The 15,063-nt window shown below is 55.7% G+C and carries 11 protein-coding genes and 4 tRNA genes; all 15 read left to right on the top strand.

The window, feature by feature from the left end:
* The first annotated feature begins 233 nt into the window (after positions 1-233).
* The 15 genes from birA (at position 234) to rpoC (ending at position 14,953) form a co-directional block, all read left to right on the top strand.
* Entirely contained in the window at positions 234-1,193 is a 960-nt protein-coding gene (birA, locus tag EJ576_RS18280; RefSeq protein WP_126570816.1) for a bifunctional biotin--[acetyl-CoA-carboxylase] ligase/biotin operon repressor BirA, read from the top strand.
* On the top strand, positions 1,183-1,932 hold the full coding sequence (locus EJ576_RS18275; protein ID WP_126570815.1) for a pantothenate kinase: 750 nt from the start codon (positions 1,183-1,185) through the stop codon (positions 1,930-1,932). Before birA ends, EJ576_RS18275 begins: the two co-directional genes overlap by 11 nt.
* A 7-nt stretch (positions 1,933-1,939) precedes the next feature.
* Positions 1,940-2,386, top strand: a complete 447-nt coding sequence (locus EJ576_RS18270) for a hypothetical protein (RefSeq protein WP_122727773.1) — start codon at positions 1,940-1,942, stop codon at positions 2,384-2,386.
* Between the two features lie 143 nt (positions 2,387-2,529).
* Positions 2,530-2,614: transfer RNA gene (locus EJ576_RS18265), tRNA-Tyr, on the top strand.
* A gap of 24 nt (positions 2,615-2,638) precedes the next feature.
* Positions 2,639-2,712, top strand: a tRNA-Gly gene (locus EJ576_RS18260).
* A 26-nt stretch (positions 2,713-2,738) separates the two neighbouring features.
* Positions 2,739-2,814 (top strand) — tRNA-Thr (locus EJ576_RS18255).
* A gap of 161 nt (positions 2,815-2,975) precedes the next feature.
* Positions 2,976-3,051, top strand: a tRNA-Trp gene (locus EJ576_RS18250).
* 45 nt (positions 3,052-3,096) lie between these two features.
* Entirely contained in the window at positions 3,097-3,465 is a 369-nt protein-coding gene (gene secE, locus EJ576_RS18245) for a preprotein translocase subunit SecE (protein WP_003194658.1), read from the top strand.
* 9 nt (positions 3,466-3,474) lie between these two features.
* A complete protein-coding gene (gene nusG, locus EJ576_RS18240; protein WP_003176436.1) occupies positions 3,475-4,008 on the top strand; it encodes a transcription termination/antitermination protein NusG in 534 nt (177 codons plus the stop codon).
* Positions 4,009-4,125: 117 nt separating this feature from the next.
* Positions 4,126-4,557 (top strand): 50S ribosomal protein L11, encoded by a 432-nt coding sequence (gene rplK, locus EJ576_RS18235; protein ID WP_003176435.1) that lies wholly within the window; start codon positions 4,126-4,128, stop codon positions 4,555-4,557.
* Positions 4,557-5,252, top strand: a complete 696-nt coding sequence (rplA, locus tag EJ576_RS18230; protein WP_003176434.1) for a 50S ribosomal protein L1 — start codon at positions 4,557-4,559, stop codon at positions 5,250-5,252. Before rplK ends, rplA begins: the two co-directional genes overlap by 1 nt.
* 199 nt (positions 5,253-5,451) lie before the next feature.
* Complete coding sequence (gene rplJ, locus EJ576_RS18225; protein ID WP_016977599.1) at positions 5,452-5,952, top strand: 50S ribosomal protein L10; 501 nt, start codon at positions 5,452-5,454, stop codon at positions 5,950-5,952.
* 78 nt (positions 5,953-6,030) lie between these two features.
* Positions 6,031-6,396, top strand: coding sequence for a 50S ribosomal protein L7/L12 (gene rplL / locus EJ576_RS18220; RefSeq protein ID WP_003176432.1), 366 nt, complete (start codon positions 6,031-6,033; stop codon positions 6,394-6,396).
* Between the two features lie 219 nt (positions 6,397-6,615).
* Entirely contained in the window at positions 6,616-10,689 is a 4,074-nt protein-coding gene (gene rpoB, locus EJ576_RS18215) for a DNA-directed RNA polymerase subunit beta (protein ID WP_126570814.1), read from the top strand.
* A 64-nt stretch (positions 10,690-10,753) separates the two neighbouring features.
* Entirely contained in the window at positions 10,754-14,953 is a 4,200-nt protein-coding gene (gene rpoC / locus EJ576_RS18210) for a DNA-directed RNA polymerase subunit beta' (RefSeq protein WP_028618132.1), read from the top strand.
* Positions 14,954-15,063: the final 110 nt, after the last annotated feature.

Here is a 15,063-nt window from a genome sequence, read left to right as displayed (position 1 = left end):
GTAGTGAAACGATGCATCGCCGATGGTAGTGTGGGGTTTCCCCATGTGAGAGTAGGTCATCGTCAAGATTAAATTCCAAAACCCCATTTGCGAAAGCAGATGGGGTTTTGTTTTGGGCGGTCGAAAAGCAAAAGGCGTCCATTTCGACGACCTTCAATACTAAAGTCCCCCGTTTCTATGCAATGACCCTGCGCATGGCTATCATGCGTGCCTCATTGTGAGGCGATATTTGCATGCTGACGCTGTTAAAACTTCTGAAAGATGGCCGATTCCACTCGGGGGAAGCGCTTGGCGCGGCCCTGGGTGTCAGCCGCAGTGCTGTCTGGAAGCAACTCCAGCACCTGGAGGCAGAACTCAATCTGCCCATACATAAGGTGCGAGGTAAGGGGTATCAGTTGGCGTCACCGCTGGTGTTCTTGGCTGCTGAAGATATTGCGTTGAATGCGCCCTCCTTGACGTGGCCCATTTGTGTCTCTGACTCCGTTGACTCCACTAATGCCGAAGCCTTGCGTCTTGTTGATGCCGGTCACGCGGCGCCGTTCCTGGTGCTTGCGGAGCAACAAACGGCCGGCCGGGGTAGGAGAGGTCGGAAGTGGGTAAGTCCATACGCACAAAATGTGTATTACAGCCTCGTATTGCGCATCGAGTCGGGCCTGCGACAGTTGGAGGGGCTGAGCCTGGTTGTGGGCTTGGCGGTCATGCAGGCCTTGCGCGAGTCGGGTGTGCAGGGTGCTACTCTGAAGTGGCCAAACGACGTTCTGGTAGGGCAGAAGAAAATTGCCGGGATTTTGCTGGAGTTGGTAGGAGACCCCGCTGATATCTGCCACGTTGTCCTCGGAATAGGCATCAACGTGAATATGCAAAGGGCTGACGAGGTGGACCAGCAATGGACTTCGGTGCAGTTGCAGACGAGTTCTCCGGTGAATCGCAATGCGCTGGTGGCGCAGGTGGGGCTGCAACTGCAAGGCTATCTTGAGCGGCACCGGCAGGGTGGTTTTGTCGCACTCAAAGATGAGTGGGAGCAGAGTCACGCCTGGCAGGGGCGGCCGGTGTCTCTTATCGCGGGTGTCAGTCAAGTCGATGGCGTTGTACTGGGTGTAGACCACCAGGGGGCGTTGCGCTTAAGCGTTGATGGTGTTGAGAAAATATACAGTGGTGGTGAGTTAAGCCTGAGGTTGCGTGATGATTCTTGAGCTCGACTGTGGGAATAGCTTTATCAAGTGGCGTGTGCTTGATTTGGGTGGTACGAGTGCATCGGCGGAAGGGGTTGTCGGTTCTGATCTGGCATTGATTGACAGTCTTGTGGCGCTTCCCGGGCTGTTGCTGACGCGCTGCCGATTGGTGAGTGTTCGTGCCTTGGAAGAAACAAGCAAGCTCGTTGCGGCTCTGCATGAGGCTTTCGGAGTTGCCGTTTCCTGCGCTGCACCAGCACGCGAGATGGGCGGAGTACGCAACGGCTACGAAGATTTTGAGCGTCTGGGTCTTGATCGCTGGTTGGCAATGCTGGGCGGATTCAAGCTGGCGCGCGGCGCTTGCCTGGTGCTTGATTTCGGCACGGCAGCCACGGCGGATTTTATTGCGGCGGATGGTGCGCACCTCGGCGGTTTCATTTGTCCTGGTATGCCCCTCATGCGCAACCAGCTGCGAACTCATACACGCAAGATACGCTACGACGACGCTGCGGCTGAAAGGGCGCTGGAGCGCCTATCTCCAGGTCGCACGACTGTAGAGGCGGTGGAGCGAGGTTGTACGCTTATGCTCAGAGGGTTTGTAATGACTCAGTTGGAGTTGGCGCAAAGCTACTGGGGCGATGATTTCACTGTGTTTCTCACCGGAGGAGACGCCGATTTGGTGGCAGGTGCAGTGCCGCAGGCCCGACTCGTTCCAGATCTGGTTTTTGTCGGTTTGGCGATGGCTTGTCCTTTGTCCTGAGGTGATTATGCGTTGGTTGTTTTTGCTCTTACTTGTCCTCAACGCCTTCTACTACATTTGGCATCAGCAAGAAGCGCCGTTGCGCGCTAAAGATGTCACGCCCTTAAGTCTTTATAAGGGCGGGCAGCAGGACATCCGCTTGCTCAGTGAGTCCTCTGATGCTGTGGTGCGCAGAGATCGTGCAAAAGCAGCAGAGGCGCAAAATACCTGTTTGTACATCGGTGGTTTCGCGGATCAGCGACAGGCTCAGTCTGTAGAGCAGCGGCTCACAAGCCTGGATATAAAGGCCAAGCTTCAATTGCTGAATACGGCTGAAGCTTCCGGCTATTGGCTGCGCGTAGCCCCTGAAAGCCGACGCCTGGCTGAGGATCTGCCTTTTGAAAACCTTGCTAAGGAATTCAATGAGTTAAAACATAAAATAATGTTGTGCGAAGGCGTTGCATCTCTCGAATAGTTTGCATAGAATGGCGCCCGCTTCGCAGTGAAGACCTTTAAGGTCTACAGCGTGAAGCGAAGGTCAATGCAGCTAACCTCATATTTTTAAATGAGAAAATGCTTGACAGAAGGTCGGCGTAATGTAAAATGCCGGCTCGCTTAGGAGGGGTTCCCGAGCGGCCAAAGGGATCAGACTGTAAATCTGACGTCTACGACTTCGAAGGTTCGAATCCTTCCCCCTCCACCATTTTTAGCGTGAGCTGCAAGCTCCGCGGGTATAGTTTAGTGGTAGAACCTCAGCCTTCCAAGCTGATGATGCGGGTTCGATTCCCGCTACCCGCTCCAAGTTTGCAGGTTGTGCAAGGTGTTTCGCTCTTGTAGCTCAGTTGGTAGAGCACACCCTTGGTAAGGGTGAGGTCAGCGGTTCAAATCCGCTCAAGAGCTCCATATGACAAGGCAGATATGAAAATATCTGCCTTTGTTTTAACAGCTACCTCGGCTTGTTGGTGTTGCGTCTGGCTTTATCGTCGGGTGATTTCAAGTCTAGTGGGGTTGGTTGTTGTAAAGTCTTTTTCAGGCCTGCATAATGGTCGGCCTGATTTTGTTTTAGGTCAGTAGCTCAATTGGCAGAGCGACGGTCTCCAAAACCGTAGGTTGGGGGTTCGATTCCCTCCTGACCTGCCAGATTCACGTGGTGTATCTGGCTTTCTTTTCACAGGATCTTCATAGATGACTCCTAAGGCTGAAGCTCAAAGCTCTCGTTTCGATCTGGTCAAGTGGCTCGCTGTAGTTGCCTTGGTGGTCGTAGGCGTTGTTGGCAATCAGTACTATTCTGCTTCGCCGATCCTGTACCGCGTCCTCGCTTTGCTTGCCCTTGCTGCTGTAGCTGCCTTTGTAGGCCTGCAGACTGCTAAAGGCAAGTCTTTCGCGGTCCTGGTAAAGGAAGCTCGCACCGAGATTCGTAAAGTCGTTTGGCCGACTCGCCAAGAAACCACGCAGACCACGTTGATCGTTGTGGCTGTTGTTCTGGTTATGGCGTTGCTGTTGTGGGGGCTTGATTCCCTGCTCGGCTGGCTTGTTTCCTTGATTGTTGGCTAAGGGTGTCCCGTGGCTAAGCGTTGGTACGTTGTGCATGCTTACTCGGGTTACGAGAAGCATGTTATGCGCTCTTTGCTAGAGCGCGTAAAGCTGGCAGGCATGGAAGATGGCTTCGGCGAAATTCTGGTTCCCACTGAAGAAGTGGTTGAAATGCGGAATGGCCAGAAGCGCAAAAGCGAACGCAAGTTCTTTCCTGGCTATGTGCTGGTTCAGATGGACATGAATGAAGGTACTTGGCACTTGGTCAAGGATACCCCTCGTGTCATGGGTTTCATCGGCGGTACCGCTGATAAGCCTGCTCCTATCACTGACAAAGAGGCAGAAGCGATTCTGCGTCGCGTTGCTGATGGTAGCGACAAGCCTAAGCCGAAGACGTTGTTCGAGCCGGGTGAGGTTGTTCGTGTCACAGATGGTCCGTTTGCTGATTTCAACGGTACTGTCGAAGAAGTTAACTACGAAAAGAGCCGGATCCAAGTGGCGGTGCTCATTTTCGGTCGCTCTACTCCGGTAGAGCTAGAGTTCAGCCAGGTCGAGAAGGTCTAGCTGAGCAAGCATCCCAACCCCGCAGCCTTAGGCTGTGGGGTTTTGTCGTCACTGGGATAAACGCGCAAGTAACCGGGGAGCCTTTCGAGGCGTTTGAACCCGTAATTGGAGTGCCTCATGGCCAAGAAGATTACCGCTTACATCAAGCTGCAAGTGAAGGCCGCTCAGGCCAACCCTAGTCCACCTGTCGGCCCGGCTCTGGGTCAGCACGGCGTGAACATCATGGAATTCTGCAAGGCCTTCAACGCCCGTACTCAGGGTCTTGAGCCAGGTCTGCCGACTCCAGTGATCATCACTGTATACAGCGACCGTAGCTTCACCTTCGAAACCAAGTCGACCCCGGCTTCGGTTCTGTTGAAGAAAGCTGCTGGTCTGACTAGCGGTTCCGCTCGTCCTAACACCGTTAAGGTTGGCACCGTGACTCGTGCTCAGCTGGAAGAAATCGCGAAAACCAAAAACGCGGATCTGACTGCAGCTGATATGGATGCAGCCGTGCGTACCATCGCCGGTTCTGCTCGTAGCATGGGCCTTAACGTGGAGGGTGTGTAATGGCTAAGCTGACCAAGCGCCAAAAGGCTATCGCTGGCAAAATCGAAGCGGGCAAGTCCTACAACTTTGTAGACGCTGCTGCCCTGCTGACCGAGCTGTCGACTGTCAAGTTCAGCGAGTCCGTTGACGTTGCTGTAAACCTGGGTGTTGACCCGCGTAAATCCGACCAGGTCGTTCGTAGCGCAACTGTGCTGCCACACGGTACTGGCAAGACTGTACGTGTAGCTGTCTTCACTCAAGGCCCAGCAGCTGAAGCTGCCCTGGCCGCCGGCGCTGATCGCGTTGGCATGGACGACCTGGCTGCCGAAATGAAAGGCGGCGACCTGAACTATGACGTAGTTATTGCTTCCCCGGATGCAATGCGCGTTGTAGGTCAGTTGGGTCAGATCCTCGGTCCACGTGGCCTGATGCCTAACCCTAAAGTCGGCACCGTAACTCCAGACGTAGCTACCGCGGTTAAAAACGCCAAGGCTGGTCAGGTTCGTTATCGCACCGACAAAAACGGCATCATTCACACCTCCGTTGGCAAAGTCGGCTTTGATGCCGTCAAGCTGAAGGAAAACGTTGAAGCCCTGATCGCTGATCTGAAGCGTATCAAGCCAGCTTCCTCGAAAGGTATCTACGTCAAGCGCGTTACCCTGAGCACCACTATGGGCCCAGGTCTGGTCATCGACCAAGGCTCGCTGGACGTATAAGACACAGATTGGTGCGAGAGATCGCGCCAATTGAAAAAATTGGGGTCCCTGCCTGGCGGGGGCTATCCAAGACCGTAGGCGACGCAAGTCTTAAACCACAAGCCTACGCAGATGGTGCTCCCGGTTCCTTACCGAATCAGACACCAAAACGACATCCGGCTCCGGCCAGATGAAACGGTAACAAGCAGGAGTTAAACCCGTGGCAATTAATCTCGAAGACAAGAAGGCCATCGTCGCTGAAGTCAACGAGGCTGCCAAAGCTGCTCTGTCCGCTGTCGTGGCTGATGCCCGTGGTGTGACAGTAGGCGCTATGACCGGACTCCGTAAAGAGGCTCGTGAAGCTGGCGTATACGTACGTGTTGTACGTAACACCCTGCTCAAGCGCGCTGTTGCTGACACTGAATACAGTGTCCTCAACGACGTGTTCACCGGCCCGACCCTGATTGCGTTCTCCACCGACCATCCTGGCGCTGCTGCCCGTTTGTTCAAAGAGTTCGCCAAGGGTCAGGACAAGTTCGAGATCAAGGCAGCTGCGTTCGAGGGCAAGTTCCTCGCAGCTAACCAAATCGACGTACTGGCAACACTGCCGACCCGTAACGAAGCTATTTCGCAGCTGATGAGCGTGATTCAAGGCGCTACCAGCAAGCTGGCTCGTACTCTGGCCGCAGTTCGCGAGCAAAAAGAAGCTGCCGCAGCCTAAGGCTGAGCAACTTCTCTCGCGGTTTTTTGTTTATTTCGATGGCCGAGTAGGCCGTCCCCCAATTCAGGAAATACAGCAATGTCTATCTCCCAAGACGATATCCTCAACGCCGTAGCTGAAATGTCGGTTCTGCAGGTTGTTGAGCTGATCAAAGCTTTCGAAGAAAAATTCGGCGTTTCCGCTGCCGCTGCTTCCGCTGGCCCAGCTGTTGCTGCTGTTGCTGCTGAAGAGCAAACCGAATTCAACGTCATGCTGCTGGAAGCTGGCGAGAAGAAAGTAAACGTGATCAAGGCAGTACGTGAACTGACCGGTCTGGGCCTGAAAGAAGCCAAGGCTGTAGTTGACGGCGCTCCTGCCCAGGTTCTGGAAGCAGTGTCGAAAGACGCAGCTGATAAAGCCAAAGCAACACTGGAAGAAGCAGGCGCTAAAGTCGAGCTGAAGTAAGCATCGACCTTGCGTCTCCAGCCCAAGCGTTAAGCTGAAGGCTGATGGCTGGTGGCTCTTGCCACCGGCCTTTTTCCGTTCTTGGCTGTCGACTCGGTCGCCGCCATTAACGCGCTGTAGCCACCCGATGCGGTGGTGCAAACCATGGGGTTTGCGAGATTTTCTGGCTGCTCCCGTCGGGAGGGCCAAACAAGCAGGTGACCAAGCTGGGGAACGCTGATGGCTTACTCATATACTGAGAAAAAACGTATCCGCAAGGACTTTAGCAAGTTGCCGGACGTCATGGATGTCCCGTACCTTCTGGCTATCCAGCTGGATTCGTATCGTGAATTCTTGCAGGCGGGAGCGACCAAAGATCAGTTCCGCGACGTGGGCCTGCATGCGGCCTTCAAATCCGTTTTCCCGATCATCAGCTACTCCGGCAATGCTGCGCTGGAGTACGTCGGTTATCGCCTGGGCGAACCGGCATTTGATGTCAAAGAATGCGTGTTGCGCGGTGTTACTTACGCCGTACCTTTGCGGGTAAAAGTGCGCCTGATCATTTTCGACAAAGAATCGTCGAACAAAGCGATCAAGGACATCAAAGAGCAAGAAGTCTACATGGGCGAAATCCCATTGATGACCGAGAACGGTACCTTCGTTATCAACGGTACCGAGCGTGTGATCGTTTCCCAGCTGCACCGTTCCCCGGGCGTGTTCTTCGACCACGACCGCGGCAAGACGCACAGCTCCGGCAAGCTCCTGTACTCCGCGCGGATCATTCCGTACCGCGGTTCGTGGTTGGACTTCGAATTCGACCCGAAAGACTGCGTGTTCGTGCGTATCGACCGTCGTCGCAAGCTGCCGGCCTCGGTACTGCTGCGCGCGCTCGGCTACACCACTGAGCAAGTGCTGGACGCTTTCTATACCACCAACGTGTTCAGCCTGAAGGATGAAACCCTCAAGCTGGAGCTGATCGCTTCGCGTCTGCGTGGTGAAATTGCCGTCCTGGACATCCAGGATGAAAAAGGCAAGGTCATTGTTGAAGCTGGCCGCCGTATCACTGCGCGCCACATCAACCAGATCGAAAAAGCCGGTATCAAAGAGCTGGAAGTGCCTCTGGACTACGTCCTGGGTCGTACTACCGCCAAGGTCATCGTTCACCCGGCTACAGGCGAAATCCTGGCTGAGTGCAACACCGAGCTGAACACCGAGATCCTGGCCAAAATCGCCAAGGCTCAGGTCGTTCGTATCGAGACCCTGTACACCAACGACATCGACTGCGGTCCGTTCATCTCCGACACACTGAAGATCGACTCCACCAGCAACCAATTGGAAGCGCTGGTCGAGATCTATCGCATGATGCGTCCTGGTGAGCCACCAACCAAAGACGCTGCCGAGACCCTGTTCAACAACCTGTTCTTCAGCCCTGAGCGCTATGACCTGTCTGCGGTCGGCCGGATGAAGTTCAACCGTCGTATCGGTCGTACCGAAATCGAAGGTTCGGGCGTGCTGTGCAAGGAAGACATCGTCGCGGTACTGAAGACCCTGGTCGACATCCGTAACGGTAAAGGCATCGTCGATGACATCGACCACCTGGGTAACCGTCGTGTTCGCTGTGTAGGCGAAATGGCCGAAAACCAGTTCCGCGTTGGCCTGGTACGTGTTGAGCGTGCGGTCAAAGAGCGTCTGTCGATGGCTGAAAGCGAAGGCCTGATGCCGCAAGACCTGATCAACGCCAAGCCAGTGGCTGCAGCGGTGAAAGAGTTCTTCGGTTCCAGCCAGCTCTCGCAGTTCATGGACCAGAACAACCCGCTCTCCGAGATCACCCACAAGCGCCGTGTTTCTGCACTGGGCCCGGGCGGTCTGACCCGTGAGCGTGCTGGCTTTGAAGTGCGTGACGTACACCCGACGCACTACGGTCGTGTTTGCCCGATCGAAACGCCGGAAGGTCCGAACATCGGTCTGATCAACTCCCTGGCCGCTTATGCGCGCACCAACCAGTACGGCTTCCTCGAGAGCCCGTACCGCGTGGTGAAAGACGCCCTGGTCACCGACGAGATCGTTTTCCTGTCCGCCATCGAAGAAGCTGATCACGTGATCGCTCAGGCTTCGGCCACGATGAACGACAAGAAAGTCCTGATCGACGAGCTGGTAGCTGTTCGTCACTTGAACGAGTTCACCGTCAAGGCGCCGGAAGACGTCACCTTGATGGACGTTTCGCCGAAGCAGGTAGTTTCGGTTGCAGCGTCGCTGATCCCGTTCCTGGAGCACGATGACGCCAACCGTGCGTTGATGGGTTCCAACATGCAGCGTCAAGCTGTACCGACCCTGCGCGCTGACAAGCCGCTGGTAGGTACCGGCATGGAGCGTAACGTAGCCCGTGACTCCGGCGTTTGCGTCGTGGCTCGTCGTGGCGGCGTGATCGACTCCGTTGATGCCAGCCGTATCGTGGTTCGTGTTGCCGATGACGAAGTTGAAACTGGCGAAGCCGGTGTCGACATCTACAACCTGACCAAATACACCCGCTCGAACCAGAATACCTGCATCAACCAGCGTCCGCTGGTGAGCAAGGGTGATCGCGTTCAGCGTAGCGACATCATGGCCGACGGCCCGTCCACCGACATGGGTGAACTGGCACTGGGTCAGAACATGCGCATCGCGTTCATGGCATGGAACGGCTTCAACTTCGAAGACTCCATCTGCCTGTCCGAGCGTGTTGTTCAAGAAGACCGTTTCACCACGATCCACATTCAGGAACTGACCTGTGTGGCCCGTGACACCAAGCTTGGGCCAGAGGAAATCACTGCAGACATCCCGAACGTGGGTGAAGCTGCACTGAACAAACTGGACGAAGCCGGTATCGTTTACGTAGGTGCTGAAGTAGGCGCAGGCGACATCCTGGTCGGTAAGGTCACTCCGAAAGGCGAGACCCAACTGACTCCGGAAGAGAAGCTGTTGCGCGCCATCTTCGGTGAAAAAGCCAGCGACGTTAAAGACACCTCCCTGCGTGTACCTACCGGTACCAAAGGTACTGTCATCGACGTACAGGTCTTCACCCGTGACGGCGTTGAGCGTGATGCTCGTGCACTGTCCATCGAGAAGACCCAGCTCGACGAGATCCGCAAGGACCTGAACGAAGAGTTCCGTATCGTTGAAGGCGCGACCTTCGAACGTCTGCGCTCCGCCCTGGTAGGCCACAAGGCTGAAGGCGGCGCAGGTCTGAAGAAAGGTCAGGACATCACCGACGAAATCCTCGACGGTCTTGAGCACGGCCAGTGGTTCAAACTGCGCATGGCTGAAGACGCTCTGAACGAGCAGCTCGAGAAGGCTCAGGCCTACATCGTTGATCGCCGCCGTCTGCTGGACGACAAGTTCGAAGACAAGAAGCGCAAACTGCAGCAGGGCGATGACCTGGCTCCAGGTGTGCTGAAAATCGTCAAGGTTTACCTGGCAATCCGTCGCCGCATCCAGCCGGGCGACAAGATGGCTGGTCGTCACGGTAACAAAGGTGTGGTCTCCGTGATCATGCCGGTTGAAGACATGCCGCACGATGCCAATGGCACCCCGGTCGACGTCGTCCTCAACCCGTTGGGCGTACCTTCGCGTATGAACGTTGGTCAGATCCTTGAAACCCACCTGGGCCTCGCGGCCAAAGGTCTGGGCGAGAAGATCAACCGTATGATCGAAGAGCAGCGCAAGGTCGCAGACCTGCGTAAGTTCCTGCACGAGATCTACAACGAGATCGGCGGTCGCAACGAAGAGCTGGACACCTTCACCGACCAGGAAATCCTGGATCTGGCGAAGAACCTGCGCGGCGGTGTTCCAATGGCTACCCCGGTGTTCGACGGTGCCAAGGAAAGCGAAATCAAGGCCATGCTGAAACTGGCAGACCTGCCAGAAAGCGGCCAGATGCAGCTGTTCGACGGCCGTACCGGCAACAAGTTCGAGCGCCCGGTTACTGTTGGCTACATGTACATGCTGAAGCTGAACCACTTGGTAGACGACAAGATGCACGCTCGTTCTACCGGTTCGTACAACCTCGTTACCCAGCAGCCGCTGGGTGGTAAGGCTCAGTTCGGTGGTCAGCGTTTCGGGGAGATGGAGGTCTGGGCACTGGAAGCATACGGTGCTGCTTACACTCTGCAAGAAATGCTCACAGTGAAGTCGGACGATGTGAACGGTCGGACCAAGATGTACAAAAACATCGTGGACGGCGATCACCGTATGGAGCCGGGCATGCCCGAGTCCTTCAACGTGTTGATCAAAGAAATTCGTTCCCTCGGCATCGATATCGATCTGGAAACCGAATAACACGTGACGCGAATCGAGAGCGGGGCCGTTTAGCCCGCTCTCTGCTCCGCCAGGAGGAAAGGCCTTGAAAGACCTACTGAATTTGCTGAAAAACCAGGGTCAAGTCGAAGAGTTCGACGCCATCCGTATTGGATTGGCATCGCCTGAGATGATCCGTTCGTGGTCGTTCGGTGAAGTTAAAAAGCCGGAAACCATCAACTACCGTACGTTCAAACCTGAGCGTGACGGCCTGTTCTGCGCCAAGATCTTTGGCCCGGTTAAGGATTACGAGTGCCTGTGCGGTAAGTACAAGCGCTTGAAGCACCGTGGTGTGATCTGCGAGAAGTGCGGCGTTGAAGTTGCACTGGCTAAAGTTCGTCGTGAGCGCATGGCGCACATCGAACTGGCTTCGCCGGTTGCTCACATCTGGTTCCTGAAATCGCTGCCGTCCCGTATCGGCTTGCTGATGGACATGACCCTGCGTGATATCGAACGCGTTCTCTACTTCGAGAGCTATGTCGTTATCGATCCAGGCATGACCACCCTTGAAAAAGGTCAGCTGCTGAACGACGAGCAGTACTTCGAAGCGCTGGAAGAATTCGGTGACGATTTCGATGCCCGCATGGGTGCTGAAGCTGTCCGCGAACTGCTGCACGCTATCGACCTGGAACACGAGATTGGCCGCCTGCGTGAAGAAATTCCGCAAACCAACTCCGAAACCAAGATCAAGAAACTGTCCAAGCGTCTGAAGTTGATGGAAGCCTTCCAGGGTTCCGGCAACTTGCCAGAGTGGATGGTGCTGACCGTTCTGCCGGTTCTGCCGCCAGACCTGCGTCCGCTGGTACCGTTGGACGGTGGTCGTTTCGCGACGTCCGACCTCAACGACCTGTACCGCCGCGTGATCAACCGTAACAACCGCTTGAAGCGCCTGCTTGATCTGTCCGCTCCGGACATCATCGTGCGCAACGAAAAGCGTATGTTGCAAGAAGCTGTCGATGCCCTGCTCGACAACGGTCGTCGTGGCCGCGCTATCACCGGTTCGAACAAGCGTCCTCTGAAATCCTTGGCTGACATGATCAAGGGTAAGCAAGGTCGTTTCCGTCAGAACTTGCTCGGTAAGCGTGTTGACTACTCCGGTCGTTCGGTAATTACCGTAGGCCCGACCCTGCGTCTGCACCAGTGCGGTCTGCCTAAGAAGATGGCACTTGAGCTGTTCAAACCATTCATCTTCGGCAAGCTGGAAATGCGCGGTCTCGCGACCACCATCAAAGCGGCCAAGAAAATGGTCGAGCGCGAGCTGCCTGAGGTTTGGGACGTTCTCGCTGAAGTGATCCGCGAACACCCGGTTCTTCTCAACCGTGCACCGACCCTTCACCGTCTGGGGATCCAGGCGTTTGAACCGGTACTGATCGAAGGTAAGGCTATCCAGCTGCACCCGCTGGTCTGTGCTGCGTACAACGCCGACTTCGACGGCGACCAAATGGCCGTGCACGTACCGCTGACACTGGAAGCCCAGTTGGAAGCGCGTGCGTTGATGATGTCGACCAACAACATTCTGTCGCCAGCCAACGGTGAGCCAATCATCGTTCCGTCGCAGGACGTTGTATTGGGTCTGTACTACATGACTCGTGAAGCGATCAACGCCAAAGGCGAAGGTCGTGTGTTCGCTGACCTGCAAGAAGTTGACCGTGTGTTCCGTGCCGGCGAAGCCGCACTGCACGCCAAGGTCAAAGTGCGGATCAACGAAACCGTCAACGACCGTGACGGCGGCAGCGTGAGCAACACTCGTATCGTCGACACCACTGTCGGCCGTGCGCTGCTGTATCAAGTTGTGCCAAAAGGTCTGTCGTACGATGTCGTCAACCTGCCGATGAAGAAAAAAGCGATCTCCAAGCTGATCAACCAGTGCTACCGCGTGGTTGGTTTGAAAGAGACCGTGATCTTCGCTGACCAGTTGATGTACACCGGTTTTGCTTATTCGACCATCTCCGGCGTTTCCATTGGTGTTAACGACTTCGTTATCCCGGATGAAAAAGCTCGCATCATCGCGGCTGCAACCGATGAAGTGAAAGAGATCGAAAGCCAGTACGCCTCCGGCCTGGTAACCCAGGGCGAGAAGTACAACAAGGTAATCGATCTTTGGTCGAAGGCGAACGACGAAGTTTCCAAGGCGATGATGGCCAACCTCTCGAAAGAGAAAGTCATCGACCGTCACGGCGACGAAGTTGACCAAGAGTCCTTCAACTCGATGTACATGATGGCTGACTCGGGCGCACGGGGTTCTGCTGCGCAGATCCGTCAGCTCGCCGGTATGCGTGGCTTGATGGCCAAGCCGGACGGCTCCATCATCGAAACGCCGATTACTGCGAACTTCCGGGAAGGTTTGAGCGTACTCCAGTACTTCATCTCGACTCACGGTGCTCGTAAGGGTCTTGCGGATACCGCGTTGAAAACTGCTAACTCCGGTTACCTGACTCGTCGTCTGGTAGACGTTGCACAAGATCTGGTTGTAACCGAGATCGATTGCGGCACCGAGCATGGCCTGCTGATGACACCGCACATTGAAGGCGGTGACGTTGTAGAGCCGCTGGGTGAGCGCGTATTGGGTCGTGTTATTGCCCGTGACGTATTCAAGCCAGGTACCGAGGAAGTTATTGTTCCTGCCGGCACCCTGGTAGACGAAAAGTGGGTCGAGTTCATCGAACTCAACAGCATCGACGAAGTGATCGTTCGCTCGCCGATCAGCTGCGAAACCCGCTACGGCATCTGCGCCAAGTGCTACGGCCGTGACTTGGCTCGTGGTCACCAGGTGAACATCGGTGAAGCGGTCGGCGTTATCGCTGCCCAGTCCATCGGTGAGCCGGGTACCCAGCTGACCATGCGTACGTTCCACATCGGTGGTGCGGCAAGCCGGACCTCCGCAGCCGACAGCGTTCAGGTGAAGAATGGCGGTACCGTCCGTCTGCACAACCTGAAACACGTTGAACGAGTGGATGGCCACCTGGTTGCTGTGTCCCGTTCCGGTGAGCTGGCAATCGCTGATGACTACGGTCGTGAGCGCGAGCGTTACAAGCTGCCGTACGGTGCTGTGATTTCGGTTAAAGAAGGTGACAAGGTCGACGCTGGCGCAATCGTGGCCAAGTGGGATCCGCACACTCACCCAATCGTTACCGAAATGAAAGGTACCGTGACCTACGTGGGCATGGAAGAAGGCATCACGATCAAGCGTCAGACTGACGAATTGACCGGTATGACCAACATTGAAGTACTCGACGCGAAAGATCGTCCAGCTGCCGGTAAAGACATCCGTCCTGCCGTGAAGATGGTCGATGACAACGGCAAGGACTTGTTGCTGCCAGGCACTGACGTAATCGCTCAGTACTTCCTGCCAGCCAACGCCCTGGTCGGTGTAGCGGATGGTGCGAAGATCGCGATCGGTGATGTTATCGCGCGTATCCCGCAAGAAACTTCGAAAACTCGAGACATCACCGGTGGTCTGCCGCGTGTTGCCGACTTGTTCGAAGCGCGTCGTCCGAAAGAAGCGTCGATTCTGGCTGAAGTCAGCGGCACCATCGCGTTCGGTAAAGAGACCAAGGGCAAGCGCCGTCTGGTCATTACTCCGAACGACGGTACCGATCCGTACGAAGAGCTGATTCCGAAGTGGCGTCACCTGAACGTCTTCGAAGGCGAACAGGTAAACCGCGGCGAAGTTATCTCCGACGGCCCGAGCGATCCACACGATATCCTGCGTCTGCTGGGTGTGAGTGCGCTGGCCAAGTACATCGTTAACGAGATCCAGGACGTTTACCGCCTGCAAGGCGTGAAGATCAACGATAAGCACATCGAGACCATCCTGCGTCAGATGTTGCGTAAAGTTGAAATCGCTGAATCCGGCGATTCCAGTTTCATCAAGGGCGACCAGATGGAACTGACTCACGTACTGGTAGAGAACGAGCGTTTGGGCGCGGAAGACAAATTTGTCTCCAAGTTCACTCGCGTGCTGCTGGGTATCACCAAGGCGTCGTTGTCCACTGAGTCGTTCATCTCGGCGGCCTCCTTCCAGGAGACCACTCGTGTACTGACCGAAGCAGCGGTAACCGGCAAGCGCGATTACCTGCGCGGCCTGAAAGAGAACGTGGTTGTGGGTCGTCTGATCCCAGCCGGTACCGGTTTGGCTTACCACAGCGAGCGTAAGCGTCGCCGTGATGCTGACAAGCCGCTGCGCGTAAGCGCCAGTGAAGTGGAAGCTGCACTGACCGAAGCGCTGAACTCTAGCGGTAACTGAGTTCTGCACTAGATAAGTCTGGGCCCCGGCAGCCCCACTCGTCGGATCGAGGCATTTTTGCCCCGGTTCGGTGAGTGGGGATGTCGGGGCCTTGCCTTGACTGGGGGCAA

Origin of the sequence: Pseudomonas sp. C 49-2, assembly GCF_003970195.1 — a bacterium.
GTDB classification, from domain to species: Bacteria; Pseudomonadota; Gammaproteobacteria; order Pseudomonadales; family Pseudomonadaceae; genus Aquipseudomonas; species Aquipseudomonas canadensis.
Note: the sequence above shows the minus strand (reverse complement) of the source record. Positions and strands in the feature narration are given on the sequence as shown.

Excerpts from the sequence above, each read along its gene's own strand:
- birA (WP_126570816.1), top strand. The coding sequence starts at position 234 with ATGCTGACGCTGTTAAAACTTCTGAAAGATGGCCGATTCCACTCGGGG.
- rpoB (WP_126570814.1), top strand. The coding sequence starts at position 6,616 with ATGGCTTACTCATATACTGAGAAAAAACGTATCCGCAAGGACTTTAGC.
- rplK (WP_003176435.1), top strand. The coding sequence starts at position 4,126 with ATGGCCAAGAAGATTACCGCTTACATCAAGCTGCAAGTGAAGGCCGCT.
- EJ576_RS18270 (WP_122727773.1), top strand. The coding sequence starts at position 1,940 with ATGCGTTGGTTGTTTTTGCTCTTACTTGTCCTCAACGCCTTCTACTAC.
- EJ576_RS18275 (WP_126570815.1), top strand. The coding sequence starts at position 1,183 with ATGATTCTTGAGCTCGACTGTGGGAATAGCTTTATCAAGTGGCGTGTG.
- rplL (WP_003176432.1), top strand. The coding sequence starts at position 6,031 with ATGTCTATCTCCCAAGACGATATCCTCAACGCCGTAGCTGAAATGTCG.
- secE (WP_003194658.1), top strand. The coding sequence starts at position 3,097 with ATGACTCCTAAGGCTGAAGCTCAAAGCTCTCGTTTCGATCTGGTCAAG.
- rplA (WP_003176434.1), top strand. The coding sequence starts at position 4,557 with ATGGCTAAGCTGACCAAGCGCCAAAAGGCTATCGCTGGCAAAATCGAA.